23 protein-coding genes and 3 pseudogenes are annotated in these 23,965 nt (G+C 59.6%); 18 read left to right on the forward strand and 8 right to left on the reverse strand.

Features of this window, described 5'->3' with window-relative positions; genetic code table 11:
* Nucleotides 1-178: 178 nt before the first annotated feature.
* Complete coding sequence (locus tag ACVTFQ_RS29345) at nt 179-1,015, reverse strand: alpha/beta fold hydrolase (protein ID WP_111565257.1); 837 nt, start codon at nt 1,013-1,015, stop codon at nt 179-181.
* A gap of 229 nt (nt 1,016-1,244) precedes the next feature.
* On the opposite strand from ACVTFQ_RS29345, the gene ACVTFQ_RS29350 reads away from it, so the two are divergent.
* The gene (locus tag ACVTFQ_RS29350) at nt 1,245-2,243 is read left to right on the forward strand and encodes a GlxA family transcriptional regulator (protein ID WP_111565238.1); all 999 of its coding nucleotides are present in this window, start codon (nt 1,245-1,247) and stop codon (nt 2,241-2,243) included.
* Nucleotides 2,244-2,519: 276 nt separating this feature from the next.
* Here the strand turns inward: ACVTFQ_RS29350 and ACVTFQ_RS29355 are convergent.
* The 3 genes and pseudogenes from ACVTFQ_RS29355 to ACVTFQ_RS29365 form a co-directional block, all read right to left on the reverse strand.
* Nucleotides 2,520-2,983 (reverse strand): annotated as a pseudogene (locus ACVTFQ_RS29355) (nuclear transport factor 2 family protein).
* 346 nt (nt 2,984-3,329) lie between these two features.
* Entirely contained in the window at nt 3,330-3,800 is a 471-nt protein-coding gene (gene cynS, locus ACVTFQ_RS29360) for a cyanase (RefSeq protein WP_111565237.1), read from the reverse strand.
* Nucleotides 3,801-3,845: 45 nt separating this feature from the next.
* A complete protein-coding gene (locus tag ACVTFQ_RS29365) occupies nt 3,846-4,505 on the reverse strand; it encodes a carbonic anhydrase (protein WP_111565236.1) in 660 nt (219 codons plus the stop codon).
* 108 nt (nt 4,506-4,613) lie between these two features.
* Between ACVTFQ_RS29365 and cynR the strand changes: the two genes are divergently transcribed.
* On the forward strand, nt 4,614-5,516 hold the full coding sequence (gene cynR / locus ACVTFQ_RS29370; protein WP_470424629.1) for a transcriptional regulator CynR: 903 nt from the start codon (nt 4,614-4,616) through the stop codon (nt 5,514-5,516).
* Nucleotides 5,517-5,533: 17 nt separating this feature from the next.
* Here cynR and ACVTFQ_RS29375 read toward each other — a convergent pair whose 3' ends face one another.
* A complete protein-coding gene (locus ACVTFQ_RS29375) occupies nt 5,534-6,433 on the reverse strand; it encodes a LysR family transcriptional regulator (RefSeq protein ID WP_111565235.1) in 900 nt (299 codons plus the stop codon).
* A gap of 108 nt (nt 6,434-6,541) precedes the next feature.
* Between ACVTFQ_RS29375 and ACVTFQ_RS29380 the strand changes: the two genes are divergently transcribed.
* The 11 genes from ACVTFQ_RS29380 to ACVTFQ_RS29430 all read left to right on the forward strand — a co-directional run bounded on the left by ACVTFQ_RS29380 (nt 6,542) and on the right by ACVTFQ_RS29430 (nt 14,822).
* Nucleotides 6,542-7,174: an HD domain-containing protein gene (locus tag ACVTFQ_RS29380; protein WP_052821381.1), complete on the forward strand. Its 633-nt coding sequence runs from the start codon at nt 6,542-6,544 to the stop codon at nt 7,172-7,174.
* 36 nt (nt 7,175-7,210) lie between these two features.
* Entirely contained in the window at nt 7,211-7,897 is a 687-nt protein-coding gene (locus ACVTFQ_RS29385; RefSeq protein ID WP_111565234.1) for an amino acid ABC transporter permease, read from the forward strand.
* A 1-nt stretch (nt 7,898) separates the two neighbouring features.
* A complete protein-coding gene (locus ACVTFQ_RS29390) occupies nt 7,899-8,555 on the forward strand; it encodes an amino acid ABC transporter permease (RefSeq protein WP_111565233.1) in 657 nt (218 codons plus the stop codon).
* A 71-nt stretch (nt 8,556-8,626) separates the two neighbouring features.
* Nucleotides 8,627-9,412, forward strand: coding sequence for a transporter substrate-binding domain-containing protein (locus tag ACVTFQ_RS29395; protein ID WP_470424378.1), 786 nt, complete (start codon nt 8,627-8,629; stop codon nt 9,410-9,412).
* 61 nt (nt 9,413-9,473) lie between these two features.
* Nucleotides 9,474-10,205 (forward strand): amino acid ABC transporter ATP-binding protein, encoded by a 732-nt coding sequence (locus ACVTFQ_RS29400; protein ID WP_112437288.1) that lies wholly within the window; start codon nt 9,474-9,476, stop codon nt 10,203-10,205.
* Nucleotides 10,206-10,266: 61 nt separating this feature from the next.
* The gene (locus tag ACVTFQ_RS29405) at nt 10,267-11,148 is read left to right on the forward strand and encodes an NAD(P)-dependent oxidoreductase (protein WP_112437289.1); all 882 of its coding nucleotides are present in this window, start codon (nt 10,267-10,269) and stop codon (nt 11,146-11,148) included.
* 14 nt (nt 11,149-11,162) lie between these two features.
* Nucleotides 11,163-11,504: a hypothetical protein gene (locus ACVTFQ_RS29410; RefSeq protein WP_111565229.1), complete on the forward strand. Its 342-nt coding sequence runs from the start codon at nt 11,163-11,165 to the stop codon at nt 11,502-11,504.
* 5 nt (nt 11,505-11,509) lie between these two features.
* Nucleotides 11,510-12,277 carry an SDR family oxidoreductase gene (locus ACVTFQ_RS29415; RefSeq protein WP_470424379.1) on the forward strand — a complete coding sequence of 256 codons (768 nt, stop codon included), beginning with the start codon at nt 11,510-11,512 and terminating at the stop codon, nt 12,275-12,277.
* Entirely contained in the window at nt 12,246-12,791 is a 546-nt protein-coding gene (locus ACVTFQ_RS29420; protein WP_181459372.1) for a gluconokinase, read from the forward strand. Before ACVTFQ_RS29415 ends, ACVTFQ_RS29420 begins: the two co-directional genes overlap by 32 nt.
* Nucleotides 12,792-12,820: 29 nt before the next feature.
* Nucleotides 12,821-13,768, forward strand: a complete 948-nt coding sequence (locus ACVTFQ_RS29425) for a 2-hydroxyacid dehydrogenase (RefSeq protein WP_111565255.1) — start codon at nt 12,821-12,823, stop codon at nt 13,766-13,768.
* 10 nt (nt 13,769-13,778) lie between these two features.
* The gene (locus tag ACVTFQ_RS29430) at nt 13,779-14,822 is read left to right on the forward strand and encodes an L-idonate 5-dehydrogenase (RefSeq protein WP_112437290.1); all 1,044 of its coding nucleotides are present in this window, start codon (nt 13,779-13,781) and stop codon (nt 14,820-14,822) included.
* A gap of 14 nt (nt 14,823-14,836) precedes the next feature.
* On the opposite strand, the pseudogene ACVTFQ_RS29435 reads toward ACVTFQ_RS29430, so the two are convergent.
* From ACVTFQ_RS29435 to groES, 3 genes and pseudogenes are all read right to left on the reverse strand, one after another.
* Nucleotides 14,837-15,013 (reverse strand): annotated as a pseudogene (locus ACVTFQ_RS29435) (IS21 family transposase); the annotation flags it as partial.
* 815 nt (nt 15,014-15,828) lie between these two features.
* A complete protein-coding gene (gene groL, locus ACVTFQ_RS29440) occupies nt 15,829-17,457 on the reverse strand; it encodes a chaperonin GroEL (protein ID WP_112949882.1) in 1,629 nt (542 codons plus the stop codon).
* A gap of 60 nt (nt 17,458-17,517) precedes the next feature.
* Complete coding sequence (groES, locus tag ACVTFQ_RS29445; RefSeq protein ID WP_112437467.1) at nt 17,518-17,832, reverse strand: co-chaperone GroES; 315 nt, start codon at nt 17,830-17,832, stop codon at nt 17,518-17,520.
* A gap of 275 nt (nt 17,833-18,107) precedes the next feature.
* On the opposite strand from groES, the gene ACVTFQ_RS29450 reads away from it, so the two are divergent.
* From ACVTFQ_RS29450 to ACVTFQ_RS29470, 5 genes and pseudogenes are all read left to right on the forward strand, one after another.
* Nucleotides 18,108-18,380 carry an usg protein gene (locus ACVTFQ_RS29450; protein ID WP_111565412.1) on the forward strand — a complete coding sequence of 91 codons (273 nt, stop codon included), beginning with the start codon at nt 18,108-18,110 and terminating at the stop codon, nt 18,378-18,380.
* Nucleotides 18,381-18,471: 91 nt separating this feature from the next.
* A complete protein-coding gene (locus tag ACVTFQ_RS29455; protein WP_111565411.1) occupies nt 18,472-18,762 on the forward strand; it encodes a hypothetical protein in 291 nt (96 codons plus the stop codon).
* A 75-nt stretch (nt 18,763-18,837) separates the two neighbouring features.
* Nucleotides 18,838-21,441 (forward strand): bifunctional lysylphosphatidylglycerol flippase/synthetase MprF, encoded by a 2,604-nt coding sequence (gene mprF, locus ACVTFQ_RS29460; RefSeq protein ID WP_470424380.1) that lies wholly within the window; start codon nt 18,838-18,840, stop codon nt 21,439-21,441.
* Between the two features lie 191 nt (nt 21,442-21,632).
* Nucleotides 21,633-22,396 (forward strand): annotated as a pseudogene (locus tag ACVTFQ_RS29465) (IS5 family transposase).
* A gap of 81 nt (nt 22,397-22,477) precedes the next feature.
* On the forward strand, nt 22,478-23,704 hold the full coding sequence (locus tag ACVTFQ_RS29470; protein WP_113201027.1) for an IS701 family transposase: 1,227 nt from the start codon (nt 22,478-22,480) through the stop codon (nt 23,702-23,704).
* The last annotated feature ends 261 nt before the right edge of the window (nt 23,705-23,965 follow it).

Raw genomic sequence — 23,965 nt, forward strand, 5'->3', positions numbered from 1 at the left:
GACCCTATTCCGTTCTTGGAAACGAATTGATTATGCCGCCCCTGAGGCGCCGGGCATCGCCTGAGCGGGCGGTGCGGCGTAATCCGGTGGCTCGCGGCTTTCGAAGAGGGACAAAAGCCCCTCTTCGTTTTTATCGGCCGAGACGGCCACGGCGCGGGTCATCCACACCGGACCGGGGTCAGCCCTTGATAAAGGCCAGCAGGTCCTTGTTCAGCACGTCGGCATTGACGGTGAGCATGCCGTGCGAGAAGCCGGGATAGGTCTTGATCTGGCCGTTCTTCAGAAGCTTGATCGACTTCCTTGCAGCATCGGCGATCGGTACGATCTGGTCGTCTTCGCCATGCAGGACGAGCGTCGGAACGGTGATCGCCTTCAGGTCTTCCGTCTGGTCCGTTTCGGAGAAGGCCTTGATGCCGTCATAGTGCGCCTTGGCGCCGCCCATCATGCCCTGGCGCCACCAATTCTGGATCACGCCTTCCTGAACCTTGGCGCCGTCACGGTTGAAACCGTAGAACGGGCCCGCCGGAACGTCACGGAAGAACTGCGCGCGGTTCGCGGCAAGCGCGGCACGGAAGCCATCGAACACTTCGATCGGCAGGCCCTCGGGGTTGGCGGCGGTCTTGACCATCAGCGGCGGAACGGCCGATACCAGAACGGCCTTGGCCACGCGGCCGGCGGGCTGGCCGAACTTTGCAACGTAGCGGGCAACCTCACCACCACCCGTGGAATGGCCGATGTGCACGGCGTTCTTCAAATCCAGCGCTTCGACGACGGCAAAAGCGTCAGCGGCATAATGGTCCATGTCATGACCGTCGGCGACCTGGGCGGAGCGGCCGTGACCGCGGCGATCATGGGCAACGACGCGGTAACCCTTCGACAGGAAGAACAGCATCTGCGCATCCCAGTCATCCGACGACAGCGGCCAGCCGTGGTGGAAGACGATTGGCTGTGCGTCCTTCGGACCCCAGTCCTTGTAAAAGATTTCAGTGCCGTCCTTGGTTGTTACGAGGCCCATGTCGATATCTCCTTGTACTGAATTGTTTGTGGAAGAGTTGTGTGAGAAGGCGAGCGCCGGAATGCTCACGCTGGCAAGTGCGATGCTTCCGATCAGTACGCTGCGTCTCGACACGAAAAACCGATCTGCATCGGATGCCATTGTATTTCTCCTGTCGCGCCGTGTTTGCGAATTCCGTATTTGACAAATAGAAGGTATCGCCATCTTCTGGCGGAAACACGTGGCGGAAATGACTTTATCCGAGGCAAAAGTGGCAAAACGCAAGGAACCTGATTTCATAGAGGTGGGGTTGCTGATCTACCCGGATTGTCAGTTGGCCGCTGTCTACGGACTGACCGATCTGTTTCGCGTCGCCAGCGACTGGTCGACGGATCTGCAAGTGCCGACCAGCCTTCGGAAAATCCGCGTCAGCTACTGGAAGATGGAGGGAGGAGATGTGTCCTGCACATGGGATTCACGACCCGGAGCTCCGCATTTGCTGAGCTACGTTATCGCGCCACCGAGCATCATCATGCCGGAGAAGATGCAAAGCATGAGCCCCGCATCGCAATGGCTCGCGTCCCAACATGCGCGTGGTGTAACCGTCTGCTCAATCTGTGCCGGAGCGTTTGTCCTTGCCGAGACCGGGCTCATCGACGGCCGGCGCGCCACGACTCACTGGGCTTTTGCCGAAAGGCTTGCCGAACAGTTTCCCAATATCGACGTCTCGCCGGACAATATGATCATTGACGACGGTGACGTCATCACCGCGGGCGGTATTCTCGCCTGGGCGGATCTTGGACTGCTGCTTGTCGAGAAGCTGTTGGGGCAGGCGGTGATGCTGGAGACAGCTCGCTTTCTCGTCGTCGATCCGCCGCGTCGCAGTCAGAGCCAGTACAAGGCTTTTCTCCCGCGGTTCGACCATGGCGACAAGGAGGTTCTGCAGGTCCAGCACCAGTTTCATGCGACACCAGAGCTGCAAAAGTCGATTGGCGAGCTTGCCGATAGTGTGCGTCTTTCGGAGCGAACCTTACAGCGCCGCTTTCACCGCGCGACACGGCTGAAGCTGACCGAATATCTGCAGAACGTCCGCATCATGAAGGCGCGGCAGTTGCTGGAAACAACGAACGGCTCCGTCGAGAGCATTGCCTGGGCGGTTGGCTATACCGATCCGGCGGCATTTCGAAAAATCTTCGGCAGGTTGACGGGCGCGAAGCCAAACGTCTATCGCGGCGACGCGCGGCTTTGATCGTGTCAAAGATGTAGCCGACCGCTGATCGTCGGCCCGCCGGAAATTGCCGCTTGCGTCCGCGAGGTGAGCGGTGATGTCGGTTCGATATCAAACTCTATAAGCGCACCCACCCGGTTATCGGAAGTTACCGACGTTTCGGTCTGCCGCGGCTCACCAGCATAGCCGATTGTGAACCCGCACCTGGAAAGCCTCGCCGGGTGCCCGGCTCTCCCGACAACAAACCGCGCCAGTGCGGGCGGGCACTGGCGCGGTCGATCAGAACGGGCGTGTTGGTCAGAAGCCAAAATCGCTCAAGGACGGGTAGTCGTCCGGGCGCCGGCCGAGCGGCCAAAGGAACTTGCGATCCGCTTCGGCGATCGGCATCTCGTTGATGCTGGAGTGGCGATGCGACATCAAGCCGTCTGCTGCAAAGAGCCAGTTTTCGTTGCCATAGGCGCGAAACCACTGTCCGCTGTCGTCGCAATATTCGTAAGCATGGCGCGCGGCTATCCGGTTGTCCTTAAATGCCCATAGCTCCTTGATGAGCCTATACTCGCATTCCTTCTTCCACTTGCGCGCCAGAAAGGCCTGAGCCTCCTGCCGATTGGTGGCGAGTTCCACGCGGTTGCGCCAGCGGGTGTCGAGGGTGTAGGCCAGTGTAACCTTGGCTGAATCACGCGAGTTCCAGCCGTCTTCGGCAGTCGAACCTTTTCGATGGCGGTTTCCCGCGTTAAGGAGGGGAAAGGGGGGCGCGTCACTGGCGTTGCCTTCGTGATCTGAGCGGTTTCGGCAAGCGCCGACCCAGCGAGGGCCGCAGCGGGCGGTGCAGCAATAAAAGGGCGGCGGTTCATAAGATTCACCTGTCAAGAAATGGGGGCTGTAACGTTTCGCGGGGAGGGGAGGCGATGAAAGCCTCGCCTGGACGATCGACCGCGCTATCGCCGCAAGCCACCCGGGGATCCGAGTTCTGCACATCAACTCGAATCGGGCGGGGTCAAGCGCGGTGGGGCGCGTGCTGAAGGCCAGACAACCCGCAATGCGTCGCGTCGCGGCCTAGAAGAGGCAGCCCGAGCGCCCAAAGCGCCGCGCTGCCCATCGGCGCCGTCAAAACGGCTTGGTCGGAAGGTATTTGCCGTCGAGCGTGATAACGGCACGGGAGCCGCCTTCCGGATCTTCAACCTTTTCGACTTTCAACGTGAAGTTGATCGCGCTGATAATGCCGTCGCCGAACTTCTCGTGGACCAGAGCCTTCAGCGTGGTACCGTAGACCTGCACGATTTCGTAGAAGCGATAGATAGTCGGATCGGTCGGTACACCATTTCCGAGGCTGCCGCGGACCGGAACGGTCTGCAGAAGTGCAACGGCGTCGTCATCGAGGTCAAGCGCCTTGCCCACGGTCTTGGCGGCGTCAGCCGGAAGCGGATGCTGGCCGAGCAAGGCGGCGGTGACGAAGGCCTCGGACAGGCCGGTGCCTTGGGTGATCTGGGCATAGCTCAGGTCCTTCTTGAGCTTCGATGCCAGAATGATATCGGTCAGGTCCTGACGGCTGTTCTGTGTGGCTTGAGACTGTAACATTTGGGTGCTTTCTCTTGTTGGGATTGGGATGTTGGTCTTGAGGGGTCAGGCAACGCGTCTTGCTTGATATCTGATGGCCTGGACCTCGGGATTGTCGGCAAGCGAAACGAAGGCGCCCCTGCTGCCATCGAAAGCTTCGATGTTTCCGCTCGCGATGTCGTAGATCCAGCCATGCAGGGCGACGCGGCCCTCCTCGAGAGCCAGGCGTACCGATGGGTGGGTCTGGATATTGGCGAGCTGTGCGATGACATTTTCACGCACCATGGATGCGACCTTGGCGGGCTCGTCCTTGTGCTCGCGGGCCTCGTTCACCACACGGGCGGAGTCGGCGTAACGCAGCCAGCTGCCCACGGCAGGCATGTGGTCCAGGCACTTACAGGAGGCGATGGCGGTCATCGCGCCGCAATCAGAGTGGCCGCAGATCACAATGTCAGAGACCTGCAGAGCCGCGACCGCGTATTCGACCGAGGCGGAAACGCCGCCCGGCTCGGGGCCGTAGGACGGGACGATGTTGCCGGCGTTGCGGATAACGAAGAGGTCGCCCGGTTCGCGTTGGGTGACCAGTTCAGGCACCAGGCGGCTGTCCGAGCAGGAAATGAACAGAGCCCGGGGGTTCTGCTGATTTGCCAAATCCTTGAAGAGCTTAACCCGCTCAGGAAAGGCCTCCTTCTGGAACTTCAGAAAGCCGTCAATAATGTCTTTCATCGCTGCGATCTCCGTTTCGCGATCTGTTGAGATGAAAGCTAAGGGCCGCATGGCATAATGTAAAAGTCTCGTTTATTATGCGATGGATTAGATAATCTTATAGGTTTGATGATGCTTTCTCGACAGGTTCGCTATTTCCTTGCAGTGGCGGAGCACCAGAGCTTCACGCGGGCCGCGGAGGCCATGCATGTCTCGCAGCCGGCGCTTTCGCAGCAGGTCAGGCTGATGGAGGAAAGCCTTGGCGTGCAGTTGTTCGACAGATCAGGGCGCATGACACGATTGACGGATTCCGGAGAGGTTTATCTCCAATACGTGCGTCGTGCTTCGCAGGAGTTCCGGGAAGCCAAGCGCGCGCTCCACGATGTGAACGACCTCAGCCGTGGAGGGCTGCGGGTGGCAGTGACGCCAACGTTCACGACCTATCTGGTCGGCCCCCTCGTCGAGGCGTTCCACAGTCGGTACCCGAATATCTCCCTCAACCTGCGGGAAATTTCGCAAGAGCACATGGAGGATCTGCTTCTGTCTGACGAGATCGATCTGGGGATCGCGTTTTCCGGAACGCCGACAGCCGACCTCGATCTTGAGCCCCTGCTGGTGGAAACCCTGGCCCTGGTCGTCAGAACCGGACATCCTCTGGCGGGTGAAGCATCAGTGGGACTTGAGGCCCTGAGTGCGGCGTCCTTGGTGCTGCTCAGCGCGGAGTTCGCCACGCGCGAGCAGATCGATCGTTTCTGCCGTCAGCACGGCATTCAACCGCAGGTCCGGATAGAGGCCAACTCCATCAGCGCGGTGATCGAAATTGTTCGCAGGACGTCTCTCTCGACACTCCTACCCGCAACGATCGCCTTCGCCCATCAGGACCTGAAGGCAATTGCCCTCGATCCGGTGCGCCTGCAGCGCACCGCCGTGTTGATGCAGCGCCGGGACGCCTACCGAAGCGCCGCGGCCAAGATCTTCCTTGCCCTGGCAAGGGAGGTTGCGGCCGGGTTGGAAGGGTTTGAGGCTGCGTGAGGCCACCGCGCAGGTGATCAGCCGCAGAAGGCGACGTCCACACTCACCTTGCGGATCATCTGCGCCACTTGCGGTAAGGCCCGCACGACGGCGCCCTTGTTGGTGCCGATGAACACGTCCTGCATGGGGAGGCGGGAGTGGGTCCTCAGCAAATGTACCGTTCCCGCTTTCAGTTGGGTATGAAGCAATCTGCCTGGCAGGATGCTGATGCCCGTGCCTGCCTCAACCAAGTTGAGGATGGCGCCAAGGTTGTTGCAGACGTTGAGGCGAAGGCCAAGCTCGCGGTTGCCGCTCAGGGCATTGGTCGTCAAAGTATGGAGATTGGACGGCGCGGGGGTTGAGAATATTCTCTGTCGGAGAAGCATCGCTTCCGAGACGAATTCGCGCGGCATCTCGAGTTTGGGGCTGGCGAACCATTCGACCGTTTGACGGCCGAGCAATTCCAGCGCGACGTTGTCGTGTTCGGGTGGTGTCGACAGGACTGCGATATCGAGCAGCCCTTCGGAAAGCTGTCGGGCGAGGTTGTGGCTGGTGTCGACGGTGGCTGCAACGCGGGTCTCGGCAAAGCGACCGTCGAGTTCGTCCAGCAATGCGGGAAGGCACACGACCGCGAAACTGTCCATCACGCCCACTCTGAGTGTCGGCAGCCGGGTGTTGCGCGTCTTGATATTGGATTCGATGTCCCTGGCAATGCCGATCATCGCCTCGGCATAGTGCTTGAGAGCCTCGCCCTCGCTGGTCAATTGCAGCTGGCGCTTTTGCCGGATGAACAGCGCCACACCGAGTTGCTCCTCCAACTCCTTGATACGATAGGACACAGTCGGCTGGGTGATGCTCAGCTTCTCCGCCGCGGCATTGAAGCTGCGCAATTGCGAGGCCCAATAAAATGCCTCGACCGCCGAAAAGCTGAGAGCCATGTCAACCTATAGAAAAATTCGATCGATACCTGGCAATATCCTAATTGGATTTTGAATTCAATCACTCCTAAGCTCACTCAGTAAGCAGCTCAGCTAGGTGGTCAAAAAATGTACAAAACCATTTCCCGCGCGCATATCCTCGAAGATCTGCCAGAGATAGCGGATATCGAGTCGGCCGAGTTGCGTGAGAAGGTTATCGACGCCTGGGTGTTCGCTCTCGAGCGCTCGTCCTTCGATCGCGTCACCGACATTCAAGGTGAGGGCAGCCCTAACATTTTCTCCCTGAAGCGCGGCACGCAGGATGCACATCTGCGCGGCGTCACCCGTCTGGCTCTGTCGATCTATGAAGAATTCAAGGCGACCTATCCCGAGGCCAAGGTCGATCGCGACATCATTCTGGCCGGCGGCCTTTGCCACGACATCGGCAAGACCTGGGAATTCGATCCGGTCAAGCTGAAGCGCTCGGCCGAGCGCGGCGATCGCTACGGCGACCCGACCTACCGTCATTCCGCCTATGGCGCACATGTCTGCTTGTCCGTCGGCCTTCCCGACGAAATCGGCCATATCTGCATGGGCCACGCAATGGAATTCGGTCAGATCGGCCATAGTACCGAATGCTTCATCATCCGCCAGGCCGACCACACCTGGTGGCTGGTCGCGGCAGCGCTCGATCTTTGCCATCCCGATACGATCGCGCAAGCGGGCAAGAATATCCGCGTGCGACCGCTCGGGACTGAATGACGACTGTAACTGTAAGGCGCGAAAGCCGAGGTTAGCATGGATTACACCTTCCAATTCGGCCCACTAGCAAACTACCTACCGCAGTTCATCAGCGGCTTCTGGCTAACGATGCTGCTGGCGTTCGTGGGAATTTTCGGGGGCATTGCGCTCGGCGTCGGCTGTGCCGTCGCCTCCACCTTACCGGGCTGGTTGCCGCGTTTTCTCGTCCGTTGCTACGTGGAGGCGATGCGCAACACGCCGCTTCTGGTGCAGATCTTCGTGATCTTCTTCGGACTTCCGAATCTCGGCGTGCGGATGTCACCATTGACGTCGGTCTTCATCGCGCTGGTTCTCAACAATGGCGGCTATATCGCGGAGATCGTCCGCGGCGGCATCCAGTCGACGCATCGCAGCCAGGTCGAGGCGGCCGAGAGCCTCGGGATGACCTATTTCCAGACGCTTCGCTTCGTCATCCTGCCGCCGGCGCTCGAGAAGGTGTTCACGCCCGTCGTGTCGCAATGCGTGCTGCTCATGCTGTCTACCAGTCTCGTGTCGGCTATCGGCGTCGAGGACCTGACCGGAGCTGCGATGATCGCCAGTTCGGAGACCTTCCGGACGATGGAAGTCTATCTCGTTATCGCCGCTGTCTACGTCATGATGAATTTCGTCTTCCGCGCCATCTTGAACCTTGCCGGGTTGCTGATCTTCCGCCGCTCGCGCCGCAATCTTTTCCGGGGGAACTGACATGCGTACCTTTGGCTCGCCGGAATTCTTCTTCATATTTCACGCGCTGCGCTGGACGTTGACGCTGACTGTCATCGCTTTCGTGGGCGGGGGTCTGGTCGGCATCGCGCTCGCCGTGATGCGCATCTCGTCTTCGAGAGCGCTGCGCGTGGCGACCTCCGCCTATATGCAGTTCATCCAGGGGCTGCCGCTGCTGATCCTGATGTTCATCTGCTACTATGCCCCATCGCTGTTCGGCCTCGAAGTCAGCGCGATTGCAGCTGCCGCCGTGGCACTGACCATCAATTCCAGCGCGTTTCTCGGCGCCATATGGGAAAGCGCGCTTCGGGCCATTCCGAAGGCGCAGTGGGAAAGTGCGGATGCCTTGGCACTGCACCCCTACAAGGTCCTTCGCTACGTGATTGCACCGCAGGCCATCCGGCTGGCAATGCCCTCGACCGTCGGCTTTCTGGTGCAGATTATCAAACAAACCTCGATCGCCTCCATCATCGGCTTCGTCGAGATTACCCGTGCCGGCCAGCTCGTCAGCAATGCGACATTCGAGCCACTGAAGTCCTTCCTGGCCGTAGCCGCCTTTTATTTTGCTGTGTGTTTCCCGCTCACCCAGCTCAGCCTCTGGCTCGAGAGCCGCGCCGCAAAGCGTGGAGCTCGTGCCTAGGCAATATCATCATCAACGACACGAAGAAGGTCGCTGATCATAGCCGGAACCCAAAACTGAGAGGATACAACATGCGCCTGAAATCCCTATTCATGCCCCTGATCGGTCTCGCCATCGCTCTGGGCGCCACTGCGGCCTCCGCCGCCTCTCTTGACGAAATCATCGCCCGCAAGAAAGTCCTGATCGGCGTTGATCTCTCGGTCCCGCCCTTCGGCATCACGAACGCCGAAATGCAGCCTGATGGTCTCGACGTCGATGTCGCCAAGCTGCTCGCCAAGGATCTCGGCGTCCAGCTGGAACTCGTGCCGGTCACCGGCCAGAGCCGCATCCCGTCGCTCCAGACAGGCAAGGTCGACTTTGTCGTCGCGAGCTTCGGCATCTATACCGAGCGCGCGCTGTCGGTCGCTTTCTCGAACCCCTATGGCGGCCACAAGTCGGTCATCATCGCGCCGAAGGGCACCGAGATCAAAAGCCTGGAGGACCTGAAAGGCAAGAAAGTTGGCGTGCCGCGCGGAACCGCGCATGAGAAGGTGCTATCGGCGGCGAACATTCCCGGAATGGAGCTGGTCCGCTTTGACGATGACAGCACGACGCTGAACGCGCTGGTCGCCGGTCAGGTGGATGCCATCGGGACCGTGAACTATATCGGCGCGCAGCTTCAGCAGCGCTATCCCGACAAGTTCGAGGAAAAGACGACCTATCTGCAGAGCTTCTATGGTGTGGGTCTGCGCCGTGGCGATCCGGATCTCCTCCACTGGCTGAACACGGTTCTCTTCGTCCACAAGCATAGCGGCGAGCTCGGCCAAATCTACGAAAAGTGGATGAAGACGCCGATGCCCGAACTGCCATCCTTCTAAGCCTAATGGTCGCAGGGGGCAGCATAGGTCGCTGCCCCGGCATTCCCATCGTGAGGTGAACATGTCTGTCGTAATCGCAAATGATATCCGCAAGAGCTTTGGCCCGCTCGAAGTGCTCAAGGGCGTGTCCTTGAAAGTCGAGGCAGGTGAGGTTATTGCACTGATCGGGCGGAGCGGCTCGGGGAAGAGCACGTTCCTGCGTTGTCTCAACGGATTGGAAACGGTCGATAGCGGCCATATCCAGATCGCTGGTCACGCCATGTCGCGCAAGCCAGCGGCCTTGCGGGAGCTCCGGCGCGACGTCGGCATAGTTTTCCAGAGCTACAATCTCTTCCCGCATCTGACAGCGGGCGAAAACATCATGCTCGCCCCCGTGCAGGTGAAAGGCGAGGCCAAGGCCGCCGCCCGAGACGAAGCGCAGCGTTGCCTGTCCATGGTCGGGCTCGGCGATCGCTTCGATGCCTATCCGGACATGCTTTCGGGCGGCCAGCAGCAGCGCGTTGCAATTGCCCGCTCTCTTGCCATGCGCCCCAAGGTCCTGCTGTTCGACGAGGTGACTTCGGCTCTCGATCCGGAGCTGACCGGTGAGGTGCTTGCCGTCATCGAGGATCTCGCTCGCCAGGGCATGACCATGCTGCTCGTGACCCACGAAATGGGTTTCGCGCGCCGGGTCGCAAACCGGACAATTTTCATGAAGGACGGCATCATCCACGAAGAGGGGCCGTCCGCCGAATTTTTCACAAGTCCCAGAACGCCCGAGCTGCAAGCCTTTCTCAGATCAGAGATCGGCTGACCGCCACGTAACTCGTTTTGGCTATCACATTGAGCCCCCGGTCGGGAGGAGAGGAAAAGCTTTGTCGAAAAAACGAAAAATCGCACTGATCGGTTGCGGCGTCATGGGTCACGCAATCGGCTCACGTCTCCTGAAAACCGGCCATACCGTCGTTGCCTTTGACGTGGATTCGGTCAAGGTGGAGCAGATGACCGCCCAGGGCGCGGAGGCAGCATCTACCGCATCCGACGCCGCGTCGCGGTCCGACGCCGTCGTTCTCAGCCTCAACTCCGCAACGATCGTCCGCGAAGCGGTGTTCGGTTCCACCGGCGTCGTCAAAGGTGCCGCGGCCGGGACCGTGGTAATCGACATGTCATCGATCGACCCGATCCTGACCAGGCAATTCAATGCAGACGCCGCGGTGCTCGGCCTAAGGTGGCTTGATTGCCCGCTCTCCGGCGGGGCGCCAAAAGCTTACGAAGGCAAGCTCACGGTGATGGCCGGTGGTAGCCCCACCGACTTTACCGAGGCGAAGCTGATCCTTGATGACCTGTGCCAGAACCTGACCCTGATGGGCCCGAGCGGGGCTGGGCAGACGACCAAGCTTATCAATCAGGTCCTGTGCGCGCTCAATTTCGTCGCCGTGGCGGAAGCGACCAAGCTGGCAATCGATTCCGGTGTCGATGCGCAGCGGATCCCCGCGGCGCTGAGTGGTGGCCGCGCCGACAGCGCGATCCTGCAGGAGTTCATGGGCAAGATGGCGCGCAACGACTACTCGCCGACCGGCCGCATCGACAACATGGTCAAGGATCTCTCCGCCGCGCAGTCACTAGCCATCCACACCGGCACGGCAATGCCCATGACATCGCTCTGCATGGAGATCCATCGGCTGATGGTCTCAGCGGGCCTCGGTGCGGCGGACAATGCCGCCCTGATGAAGTTTTACGATGGCCCGAAGGCCTGACGAGGAGGAATGACATGCTGATCCGCTACGCAGAATTCGTTGGAACGATCAAGGCTGGCAAGGAGGACGAATTCCACAGTTTCGTGGAGAATACGCTGACGCCACTATGGACAAAATTTGACGGTGCGGTGAGCGTTTCCGTCTGCCGCGAGCTCGAACGCGACGAGGGTGCGCCCTCCACGCCTCTCATTGTTGCCATCACCTATCCGGACCACGCAGCGCTTGAGCGCGCCATGGCCTGCGACGCACGCTTCCAGTCGCGCGAACAGACACGGCACCTGCTGACCATGTTCGACGGCAAGGTCTATCACCGCGTCACGAGTGCCGCGATCCACGATCTCTCGGCACAGGGGTAAGCGCAATGACGTTCCCGCTTTTCGACCTTGCCGGTCTGCGAGCGCTCGTCACGGGCTCGTCGCAGGGGATCGGGTTCGCGCTTGCGCGCGGGCTTGCCGAGCACGGCGCCGAGGTCGTGCTCAACGGTCGGAATCAGCGCAAGCTTGATGTCGCAGTCCGCGAACTGGCAGACATCGGCGTCCGGGTTTCGGCCAGCGATTTCGATGTGACGGATGCCGACGCGGTCAAGCGCGGCGTCGACGCGATCGAAGGCAGCACCGGCCCGATCGATATTTTGATCAACAATGCCGGCATGCAGTTTCGCGGTCCATTGGAGGAGTTCCCGGTGGATCGCTGGGAGGGGTTGTTGAAGACCAATATCTCCAGTGCCTTCTACGTCGGGCAGGCGGTTGCCCGGCACATGATTGGCCGCGGCCGCGGCAAAATCGTCAACATCGCCTCGGTACAGAGCGAACTCGCTCGCCCCGGGATCGCGCCCTATACGGCAACCAAGGGCGCTGTGAAAAATCTGACCCGTGGCATGGCGACGGATTGGGCAAAATACGGTCTGCAAATCAACGCATTGGCGCCCGGCTATTTCAGCACGCCGCTTAATCAGGCGCTGGTCGACAATCCCGAGTTCACGGCGTGGTTGGAGAAACGCACGCCAGCCGGTCGCTGGGGCAATGTCGAGGAACTGGCAGGCGCAGCCGTTTTCCTGTCGTCCCGAGCATCATCTTTTGTGAATGGACACACGCTTTATGTCGACGGCGGTATCACAATCAGCCTTTGATCCGGTGGCATTGGTCGGGCCTGTTGTGGTCATGGGCGTCTCGGGCTGCGGTAAAACCTCGGTGGGGGACGGCCTTGCCCGCCGCATCGGCGCCGATTTCATCGAAGGTGACAGTCTTCATCCCGCGGCGAATGTCGAAAAGATGCGGAAAGGCTCACCACTGCATGATGCCGATCGCTGGCCCTGGCTCGATGCGCTCGGTCGGGCGCTGGGTGCCGACGGCAATGTCGTCGTCTCCTGTTCGGCGCTGAAGCGGTCATATCGCGATCGGCTTCGGGCGCTGGCCGGCAGGCCTGTGGTCTTCATCTATCTGCATGGCGACCGCGACGTCCTGGCCGCGCGAATGGCGGCCCGCAGTCACGATTACATGCCGCTATCGCTGCTCGACAGCCAGCTCGCGACGCTTGAGCCTCCTCGCGCAGAGGACCGGGTCGTTGCGATCGAGATCAATCAACCGCTGGAGGCGATCGTCTGCTTGGCGCTCGAATATCTGGCGTCGCCAAACTGTCCTTGAGACCGGATACAAAACAAATGGAGGAAACCATGAGCAAGCCGAACATCCTGATGATCGGACCCTATCCGGAATGGGATATGGTCGAATTGGAAGCGCAGTTTGAAGTACACAAGCTTTATGAAGCCCCCGATCGCGAGGCGTTTCTGGCGCAGCGTGGCGCCGATATCCGCGGCATCGCCACGCGCGGCGAGCTTGGCGCCTCGGCCGATCTCATCGGCCAGTTGCCGAAGCTGGAAATAATCTCGGTCTATGGTGTCGGTTACGATGCGGTCAATCTGGATGCGGCTCGCGCCCGGGGTATCCGCGTCACCAACACGCCAGATGTCCTGACGAACGATGTCGCCGATCTCGGCATTGGCATGATGCTGGTGCAGTCGCGTGGCATGATCGGCGCGGAAACCTGGGTCAAGGACGGCAGCTGGACGGCCAAGGGACTCTATCCGCTGAAGCGTCGCGTCTGGGGCCGCAAGGCCGGTGTTCTCGGCCTCGGCCGCATTGGCTGCGAAGTCGCCAAGCGTCTCAAGGGCTTCGACATGGACATCGCCTATAGCGACGTGTCGGCCAAGGATTTCGCCAAGGACATGACCTTCATCGCTGATCCGGTCGAACTGGCAGACCGCTCCGACTTCCTGTTCGTAACGCTCGCCGCCTCCGCCGTGACACGCCATATCGTGTCGAAGCCGGTGATCGAGGCACTTGGTCCGGAAGGCATGTTGATCAATATCTCGAGGGCGTCGAATATCGATGAGGATGCGCTTCTCGACGCGCTCGAAAGCGGCAAGCTTGGCTCGGCCGCACTCGACGTGTTCGAAGGCGAGCCGAAGCTCAACCCGCGTTTTCTGACGCTCGGTAATGTTCTGGTGCAGCCGCATCATGCATCGGGCACGATCGAAACCCGCAGGGCAATGGGCAAGCTGGTGCGCGACAATCTCGCCTGCCACTTTGCCGGCCAGACCCTGCCGACCCCGGTGTTGTAAGGAGATCCCGATGAAAGCCGTCGTCATCCACGCCGCCAAGGATCTTCGGATCGAGGAACGCGAAGCCGAAGCGCTTCAGCCAGGACAGGTCGAGGTCGCCATCGAGGCCGGCGGCATCTGCGGTTCCGACCTGCATTATTACAACCATGGTGGCTTCGGCACGGTGCGCGTACGCGAGCCTATGATCCTTGGCCATGAAGTGGCCGGGACGATCGTCTCTCTTGGCAAGGCGTCGGGCGAAGGCGTCTCCGGTCTTGCTGTCGGCGACCGTGTCGCCGTGTCGCCATCTCGGCCCTGCAATGCCTGCGACTATTGCCTCAAGGGCCAGCAGAACCATTGCCTGAACATGCGTTTCTATGGCTCGGCCATGCCAATGCCGCACATCCAGGGCGCGTTCCGGCAACGTCTGGTGGCCGAAGCCTATCAGTGCCACAAGGTGGCCGAGGGCGTCTCGATCAACGAGGCGGCGATGGCCGAGCCCTTCGCGGTCACTCTGCATGGCGTCAACCGTGCCGGTCCCTTGACCGACAAGCGGGTTCTGGTGACAGGCTGCGGGCCGATCGGTGCGCTCGCGATCATCGCGGCGCGCGCCCACGGCGCCCGCGAAATCGTCGCCACAGACGTGATGGACACGGTTCTCAACAAGGCGCTGGAGATCGGTGCCGACCGCGTGATCAACGTCGCTGACAATCCGGACGAACTGTCGGCCTATTCGGCCAACAAGGGCTATTTCGACGTGCAGTTCGAAGCGTCGGGTAATGAGCGCGCGGTACGCTCAGGCCTCGAAGCACTTCGGCCGCGTTCCACTCTCGTCCAACTCGGCCTTGGCGGCGATGTTTCCATTCCGCAGAACATGGTCGTCTCAAAGGAAATAGAGATGAAGGGAACGTTCCGCTTTCATGAGGAATTCGGGCTGGCCGTCGCGCTGATCAACAAGCGCCGTGTCGACCTGAGGCCGCTTCTGACCGGAACCTTCCCGCTGGAGGATGCAATTGCCGCATTCGAAACCGCCGGCGACCGAAACAAGTCGATGAAAGTTCAGCTGTCCTTCTGACATCCAGGTAGCGGGAACCGCACATTGACGTCTCGCTCCTTGCCGCGGCCGACCTTGTCGATCGCCGTGCGCATGTTGTCGTAGATACCGCGGCCGGGAATGTCGTCAAACACGCGAAATGCATGATTGTGGGCATCGAACAGCATCTCATGCGTCTGAAGGAGATAGGCCCGAATAATGAAGACGCGGCTACCGTCGCGTCATTTGTTCCTCTCGCATCGTGCTGCTCCTGGTTGCCTATCCGCTCTTTACGGCTGCACATGGATCGATCCCCGGTGTAATTTTGCTTAGCAGCTTGGTCCCGTTCCTTGCGATGATCAGTGGTGGGGCGAGTTTTGGCGCGATTGCGGGTGCGCTTCCTGCTTGGCGACAGGCCGGGCGCGGGCAACACGGCAAGTGATACCGACGTCCTCTAGCGCGTGTCGTCTGTGAGCCGGCCGGTGCCAATCACGGGGCATTCGAACGCTTCATGGCCACCGGTGGCCCGTCGTTTCCAAGGTCAATCCGCGTCAGGCGCGACGGCTTGCCGAGGCGATTGGAAAACTGGCGGAGACCGTCAACTTGTTAGGCGCGCACAGCGGGCGACCGTCGCGGAAGCAGTTAATTACCTCGCTAGGTGGGAAGCTAGCGACGTTATCGCACGCGCGATCCCGTCGGCGGCGACACAAGCGCCTGAGCGGGCCACGAGTGTGCAAATATATGGTTCGCGGGTTCGGGATCCGTGCTGGCAGACAAACCGCCAGCACGAAAGTCAATTCAGGCAGCTGTTTCTTCGTCCATGGCCGCTGACAATAGCTTGTCGCGTTCGCGTAGTCCTTTATTGAAAAGCCTCGCGACTTTCACCATCAGGGCCCCGATCGCGGCCGGGTCCGCGTCGACACCTTTCGCACGCGCGACCTCCCTTACCACACCGGCGCATAGACGTGAATCTTCCTTCGAAACTGGCGCTATCATTCTTGTCCCCTTGGTCTAGCCCGCCCCGAGCGGGGCGGGCCTGCTTGGTTGCCTAGAAATCCATGCCAGCGGCGGCCGGCAGAGCAGGAGCGGTATCCTTCCTAGGCTTTTCAGCGATCATCGCTTCCGTCGTCACCAGCAGGCCGGCAACGGATGCGGCGTCTTGGAGCGCGGTGCGCACGACCTTTGCCGGATCAATGACGCCCTGCGCGTAGAGATCGCCATACTCACCGGTCTGCGCATTCCAGCCATATGACAGCTCGCTCTTTTCCCGCAGCTTTCCAACCACGATCGATCCCTCGGCGCCGGCGTTTTCCGCGATCTGCCTGATGGGAGCCTCGATCGCCCTTCGGACGATGTCAATCCCGACGCGCTGATCGTCGTTGGCGGTCGGCAGACCGTGGAGTGCATTCACCGCGCGAAGCAATGCAACACCGCCGCCCGGAAGGATGCCTTCCTCGACGGCGGCCCGGGTTGCATGCAGGGCGTCGTCGACTCGGTCCTTCTTCTCCTTCACTTCAACTTCCGTCGAACCGCCGACCCGGATGACAGCAACGCCACCGGCTAGCTTGGCAAGGCGTTCCTGCAGCTTCTCGCGGTCGTAATCGGAGCTGGTCTCCTCGATCTGCGCCCGGATCTGCGCGACGCGACCATCAATTTCGGCCTTGGAGCCGACGCCATCGATGATGGTGGTGTTTTCCTTTTCGATTGCCACCTTCTTGGCACGGCCCAGCATGTTCAGCGTGACGTTTTCGAGCTTGATGCCGACATCCTCGGATATAACAGTGCCGCCAGTCAGGACGGCGATGTCTTCCAGCATCGCCTTGCGGCGGTCGCCGAAGCCCGGCGCCTTGACGGCGGCGATCTTAAGCCCGCCGCGCAGCTTGTTGACGACCAGGGTCGCTAGGGCTTCGCCTTCGACGTCTTCCGCGATGATCAGAAGTGGCTTGCCTGACTTCACCACTGCTTCCAGGACCGGAAGCATGGCCTGTAGGTTCGAAAGCTTCTTCTCGTGGATCAGGATGTAGGGATCCTCGAGTTCGACCCGCATCTTGTCCTGGTTGGTGACGAAGTAGGGGCTGAGGTAGCCGCGATCGAACTGCATACCTTCGACAACCTCGAGCTCCGTCTCCGCCGTCTTGGCCTCCTCGACGGTGATCACACCCTCATTGCCGACTTTTTCCATCGCCTCGGCGAGGTAACGGCCGATCTCTTCATCGCCGTTCGCCGAGATCGTGCCGACCTGGGCGATCTCGGAATTGCTGGTGATCTTGCGGGCGTTGGTCTTCAGTTCCCTAACGACGGCGTCGACGGCGATGTCGATGCCGCGCTTGAGGTCCATCGGGTTCATGCCCGAAGCGACAGCCTTGGCGCCTTCCTTGACGATCGCCTGGGCGAGCACGGTCGCGGTCGTGGTGCCGTCGCCGGCAAGATCATTGGTCTTTGATGCCACTTCTCGCAGCATCTGGGCGCCCATGTTCTCGAATTTGTCTTCGAGCTCGATTTCCTTGGCAACGGATACGCCGTCCTTGGTGATGCGCGGTGCGCCAAAGGACTTGTCGATCACGACGTTGCGCCCCTTTGGGCCGAGGGTCACCTTGACCGCATTGGCAAGCACATCGACCCCACGCAGCATGCGTTCACGGGCATCGGTGTGGAATTTGACTTCTTTCGCAGCCATTTGTCTAACTCCTCAATAGGCAGCTACTGACTGATAGTGGTGGGTATACGAAACAGCCCGTCAGGCCGCCTTCTTCTGCTCGGCTTGAACGTCAATGATGCCTAGGACATCACTTTCCTTCATGATCAGCAGGTCCTCACCGTTAATCTTGATCTCGGTGCCGGACCATTTGCCGAATAGGATGCGATCGCCAGCCTTGACGTCGAGCGCCTGGATCTGGCCGGCCTCGTTACGCGCGCCAGTGCCGACAGCGACGACCTCGCCTTCTGACGGCTTCTCCTTTGCGGTATCGGGGATGATGATGCCGCCCTTGGTCTTTTCCTGGGATTCGACCCGGCGGACGAGAATGCGATCGTGAAGTGGTCGGAACGACATGTTTTCCTCCATTGAGCAAAAATGATGACGTTGAAACCCTACCGAACCGGATGACCAGTCCGGGCGGGTGCGAACCTCAAACGAGCGTTGGCGGGCAAAATTTATTTTCGAGATTTTTCGATTTCAAGAGGGTCGATAAGAAAAATTAGCACTCGGCGTCGTTGGCTGCTAACATGCTGGAAAGGAACAATAAACAGCATCGCCGAATTCAAAAAACCATTGATGAGTGCAAGATTTTAAGTCACCTTCGCAGCGTCATGAAACGGAGATGAAGCATGCAATTCTCGTCGGATCTGGAGCGTCAGCTCAACGGCTACGGGCTGACCACCGCGCATATCCTCTACCGCATTCCCGACTTCGAATCCGTCCTGCAAACCTACGTCTGGCAGGACTATGATCTCGCACCTGATTTTCCGGAGATGCACAAGTTCCTCGGCTTCTGGCAGGCGAACCTCGACGGGCCTCTCCACTCTGTCCGCTATTCCCACCAGCGGCTGATCGGGCCACACGAATGGCGCCGTGTCGAGGGCGAGTTCAAGCTCCATTGAACTCTTGATTTTGATTTTTCGTCTTCCTAGCTGATCGACCGCCCGAGAGTTGAACTCGGTGTGCGTTGATTGTGTATGGAGTGATACCTGCATGGAAGAGAACATCAGCATCATCAAGAGTGTTGGCGTCGATGAACGCGAAGAGATCATTGTGGACTTTGCCAGATGGCTTGAGACCGCTGCAAACGAGGCGCTGGTCTATGGAGAAGGGAAGTTCGCGATGATGTCCGCCAGCATGGCAGAAGCAATGCGCGTCAATGCTGACGAACTTGCTCGCGATGATCCTGAAAAGGCCGAACGTGTGCTGCAGGAGGCCAGCGCGATGATGGCGCAGTTCAAGGCCGCCTATCCCCATCGCGTCATCAGTCGATCTGTCCATTGATAGGGATGGGGTGGCGAATCCATGAAAGCTAAGCTCATGCCGGCGCTGCGGTAGGTAGCAATCCTTGGTGGTAACATGGCGGGTCCGAACGATTTGGAAGAAATGCAACGCGAAGATGTCGGCGGATTTCGGGACCTTCTCCGTCGTTATCGCACCCCACTCGTTGCAATTGCGACGGTGACGCTGTTCTGCCTCGTCGGTTATGCCATCATGCAGCTGACGGACGAGGTTCGCTACGATGATGTAGTCGAGGCGCTAGCGGAAATGAGCCTGAGCTCGATCCTGTTAGCTATGTTCTTTACTGCACTGAGCTTCCTGGCGCTCGTCTTCTACGATATCAATGCGATTGATTATATCGGCAAGCGCCTGCCTTTTCCGTATGTCGCGCTTACGGCTTTCAGCGCATATGCGGTGGGCAATACCGCAGGTTTCGGTGCGCTGTCAGGTGGCGCGATCCGGTACCGTGCCTATACACGACTGGGTCTTTCGCCCGAGGATATCGGCCGCGTCATCGCCTTCGTGACGTTGTCCTTCGGCCTCGGTCTCGCCGCCGTCGCCGCGATCTCTTTGCTTGTCATCGCTGGTGAGATAGCGTCGCTGATCAGTTTCAGCAGTTTCTGGCTTCGCGTGATTGCGGGGACGATCCTCGCGATCCTTGGCATTCTGGTCGTGCTTGGCCGCGATGGTCGGATCATCGAGATCGGCCCGGCCACATTACGTCTGCCGGACTCGCGCACGTGGTCGCGCCAGTTCCTTGTCACGGCTTTCGATATCGCCGCCTCCGCCTCGGTGCTCTACGTGCTCTTACCGCAGACGGCGATCGGCTGGCCGGTTTTCCTGGCCGTTTATGCGATTGCCATCGGGCTCGGAGTGCTCAGCCACGTTCCGGCTGGTCTCGGCGTCTTCGAGACCGTCATCATCGCTTCGCTCGGCAGCGCGGTGAATATCGACGCCGTTCTGGGCTCGCTGGTCCTCTATCGCCTGATCTATCATGTTCTGCCGCTCCTGATCGCTATTCTCGCGGTATCGGCGACCGAGCTTCGCCGCTTCGTCGACCATCCCACCGCCTCTAGCCTCAGGCGCATAGGCGGTCGGCTGATGCCGCAGCTTCTGTCGGCGCTGGCGCTGCTTCTGGGCGGCATGCTGATCTTTTCGAGCGTGACGCCGACGCCCGATCAGAACCTTGAACTGCTCTCCGACTATCTGCCGCTGCCGATTGTAGAAGGCGCGCATTTCCTGTCCAGCCTGTTCGGCCTCGCGCTGGTTGTCGCCGCCCGTGGCCTTGGCCAGCGGCTCGATGGTGCCTGGTGGGTGGCGGTTTTGTCTGCGCTTGCCGCACTGACACTTTCGCTGCTGAAGGCCGTCGCGCTTGTCGAAGCGGCCCTCCTGGCCTTCCTGATCGTTGGGCTGTTCGTCAGTCGCCGGCTGTTTACCCGACATGCCTCGCTGCTCAATCAGGCGATGACGGCATCCTGGCTGATGGCCATCTCGGTGATCGTCGTCGGCGCTGTCGTTATCCTGCTTTTCGTCTATCGTGACGTGGAATACAGCAATGAGCTCTGGTGGCAGTTCGAATTTGCCGCGGAAGCGCCGCGCGGTCTGCGAGCGTTGCTCGGCATCACCATCATTTCCCTGGCGATCTCCATCTTCAGCCTGTTGCGGCCGGCGACTTTCAAGCCTGAGCCGGCGGATGAAGACGCCGTTCGCCGTGCAGTGGACATCGTCGACAAGCAGGATAGTGCGGACGCCAACCTGGTGCGCATGGGCGACAAGTCCATCATGTTCTCCGAAAAGGGCGACGCCTTCATCATGTACGGCCGGCAGGGTCGCTCATGGATCGCGCTGTTCGATCCTATCGGCGATCATCACGCCGTGCAGGAGCTGGTCTGGCGCTTTGTGGAGGCCGCACGTGCCGCTGGCTGCCGGGCGGTCTTCTACCAGATCTCGCCGTCGCTGCTGTCCCATTGTGCCGATGCGGGCTTGCGTGCCTTCAAGCTGGGCGAACTGGCGGTGGCGGATCTGCGCACCTTCGAGATGAAAGGTGGCAAATGGGCGAACCTGCGCCAGACGGCAAGCCGCGCCCAGCGCGAGGGTTTGAGTTTCGAAGTCATCTTGGCGGAAGGGGTAACGTCCATTTTCGACGACTTGTCCGCAGTTTCGAGCGCCTGGCTAGAAGACCACAATACCAGGGAGAAAGGCTTCTCCCTCGGCGCCTTCAAGCCAGATTACGTCATGTCGCAGCCAGTCGGCGTGTTGAGGAAGGACGGCCGAATTGTTGCCTTTGCCAATATCCTCGTCACCGAAACCAAGTTCGAAGCCACGATCGACCTGATGCGCTTCTCGCCAGATGCGCCAAAAGGCGCCATGGACTTCCTCTTCGTGCAGATCATGGAGCATCTGAAAGCGGAGGGCTACAAGTACTTCAACCTCGGTATGGCGCCGCTTTCAGGGATGTCGAAGCGCGAAACGGCCCCTGTCTGGGACCGCATCGGCCGCAATGTCTTCGAGCACGGAGAGCGCTTCTACAATTTCAAAGGCCTTCGGGCATTCAAATCGAAGTTCCTCCCGCACTGGCAACCGCGCTATCTTGCGGTTTCAGGCGCGGGCAACCCGATGATAGCGTTGATGGATGTGACCTTTCTCATCGGGGGCGGACTGAAGGGAGTTGTTAGGAAATGATCGTAGCCGGCGAGCTTAGCGCGGTAATCGCAGCGCGACGGCCGGCTCATCTGCTGGAGCTGCCGAGCCAGTCTATTTTTGCGAGCGACGACGCCGCACTTCGGCACAACTTTTTAGGCCCTACACTCATAAACGGGGTTCACACGCGGGCATGGCTTTGATTCAATGAGGCTTTGATTTGGAGGCCTCAGATGACCCGTCGCCGGTTCGACCTGACTGATTTCGAATGGAGCATTATCCAACCGCTTCTTCCTAACAAGCCTCGCGGCGTCCCGCGAGTTGACGACCGGCGCGTAATCAACGGCATCTTGTGGCGATTTCGGACCGGCTCGCCCTGGGCGGATGTTCCTGAGCGCTATGGCCCCTACACAACCTGCTACAATCGTTTTGTCCGTTGGAGAAAGGCTGGTGTCTGGGACCATGTTCTGGAGGAGGTCTCAAGGGCCTTCGACGGCGATATTGTCATGATCGACAGTTCCTGTATCCGCGTTCATCAACATGCGGCCACGGGAAAAAGGGGGATCAAGACGATGGCTGCATGGGACGTTCCCGCGGCGGCTTGACGACGAAAATCCATGCTCTTGTCGATGCAGATGGCCGTCCAATTGGCATCGACCTGACCCCAGGACAAGTGCACGACAGCAGGGCCGCCGAGCCAATGCTGAAGGATATCGGAAAGGGTGCCATACTTTTGGCAGACAGGGCTTATGATACAAACGCCCTTCGAACCTTGGCAAAAACAAAACGGGCGTGGGCCAATATTCCAGCAAAGCGAAACCGCAAGGAGAGCTTTCCGTTCAGCTCATGGGTCTATAGGCAGCGAAACCTCGTCGAGCGATTCTTCAACAAGCTCAAGCAGTTCAGAGGGATTGCCACTCGATATGACAAGGACCCTCAAAACTTCCTAGCAGCCGTAAAACTACTCGCCACCCGCATCTGGATCAGGTCGTTATGAGTCTACGCCCTAGCACTACTTTGGCAGATTCGGGCAAGGCACGTTTGAGATGATTGTGGCTCTCTTTATCGAGGGCGGGACATGACGGATTGGGATTCGGATCTTTCGGCATTTTTGCAGCCGTTTCTGGAGAAGCTTGGACACAAGAAACGACGACAGATGTGTCCACTTTATGTGTCTGGGCTGATCGGTCCCGGTGACCGCAAGAGCATCGAGCCGATGGCCGAGCGGTTTGCTCCAGGCCAGTACGACCGCCTCCACCATTTCATTTCTGATGGCCTTTGGGATTCAGCGCCTCTTGAGACTGAACTCGCGCGACAGGCGGACAGGATCGTGGGTGCATCCGATGCGTTTCTGGTGATCGATGACACCGGTTTGCCGAAGAAGGGCGACCACTCGGTCGGTGTCGCTCCGCAATATGCTTCAATGCTGGGCAAGAGAGCAAATTGCCAGACATTGGTGTCAGTGACGCTTGCGCGAGACGAGGTGCCGGTCCCGGTGGGCTTGCGTTTGTTCCTGCCTGAAAGCTGGATCGGTGATCAGCAGCGCATGGCAAGGGCCGGTGTTCCAGACAGCATGCGAACGTCTCGTACGAAGCCGGAGATCGCTCTTGCCGAGATCGATCGGTTGATCGTGGCGGGTGTCCGGTTCGGCACAGTTCTGGCTGACGCAGGCTACGGCCTGTCGGCGGCCTTCCGAAAGGGATTGAGTGGCCGCGGCCTCACCTGGGCGGTCGGCATCCCCAAGCATCAGAAGGTCTATCCCTATGATGTCGGATTGATCTTTCCCGTCGCCGGTCATGGCCGTCCTCGCAAGCATTCGATCCCCGACACCCTGTCGGTTGCCGCAGAAACGATGCTGACTTCTGCACGCTGGAAAAAGGTTAGTTGGAGGCATGGTACAAAAGGTCGCCTGACAGCACGTTTTGCGGCATTGCGCATCCGGATCGCCGACGGTACGCCGCAACGTATTCTCGACAAGGGACAACAGCACATGCCGGGTGAGGAAGCCTGGCTGGTTGGCGAGTGGCGATCAAACGACGAGCGCAAATACTACCTCTCCAACTTACCAGCCGATGCGACTTTGAAAGTGCTGGCGTCCGCCATCAAGGCGAGATGGGTTTGCGAGCAGGCGCACCAGCAGATGAAAGAGGAGCTTGGTCTCGATCACTTCGAAGGCCGATCATGGCAAGGACTGCACCGACACGCTCTGATGACGATGATCGCCTATGCCTTCCTCCAGCACCAAAGATTGCAGACTGCAAAGCGGGAAAAAAAAGAAGCGGCGAGTTCGTCGTGGACCACCTGAGCCGACCTTGCCTGCCATCCGCCGGGCCGTGATAAATGCGCTTGCTATACCGACAGTACAAATCCGATGTCCGCACTGCCAACGGCATCTTCAAAGCGAAATTTTAATTCTGCCAAAGTAGTGCTAGTTCCGTGAACGGTCGAGAGAAATGGCCTAGTCGATGGTTCGAATCTACTCAAGGCGCCAAACCTGAGGTCTCAAAGTTCATCTGACATTGAAGCGGCAATCTCGCTAATGCTGAGGCACATCCGCATATTGCCG

This window comes from Rhizobium sp. O111 (assembly GCF_055616315.1).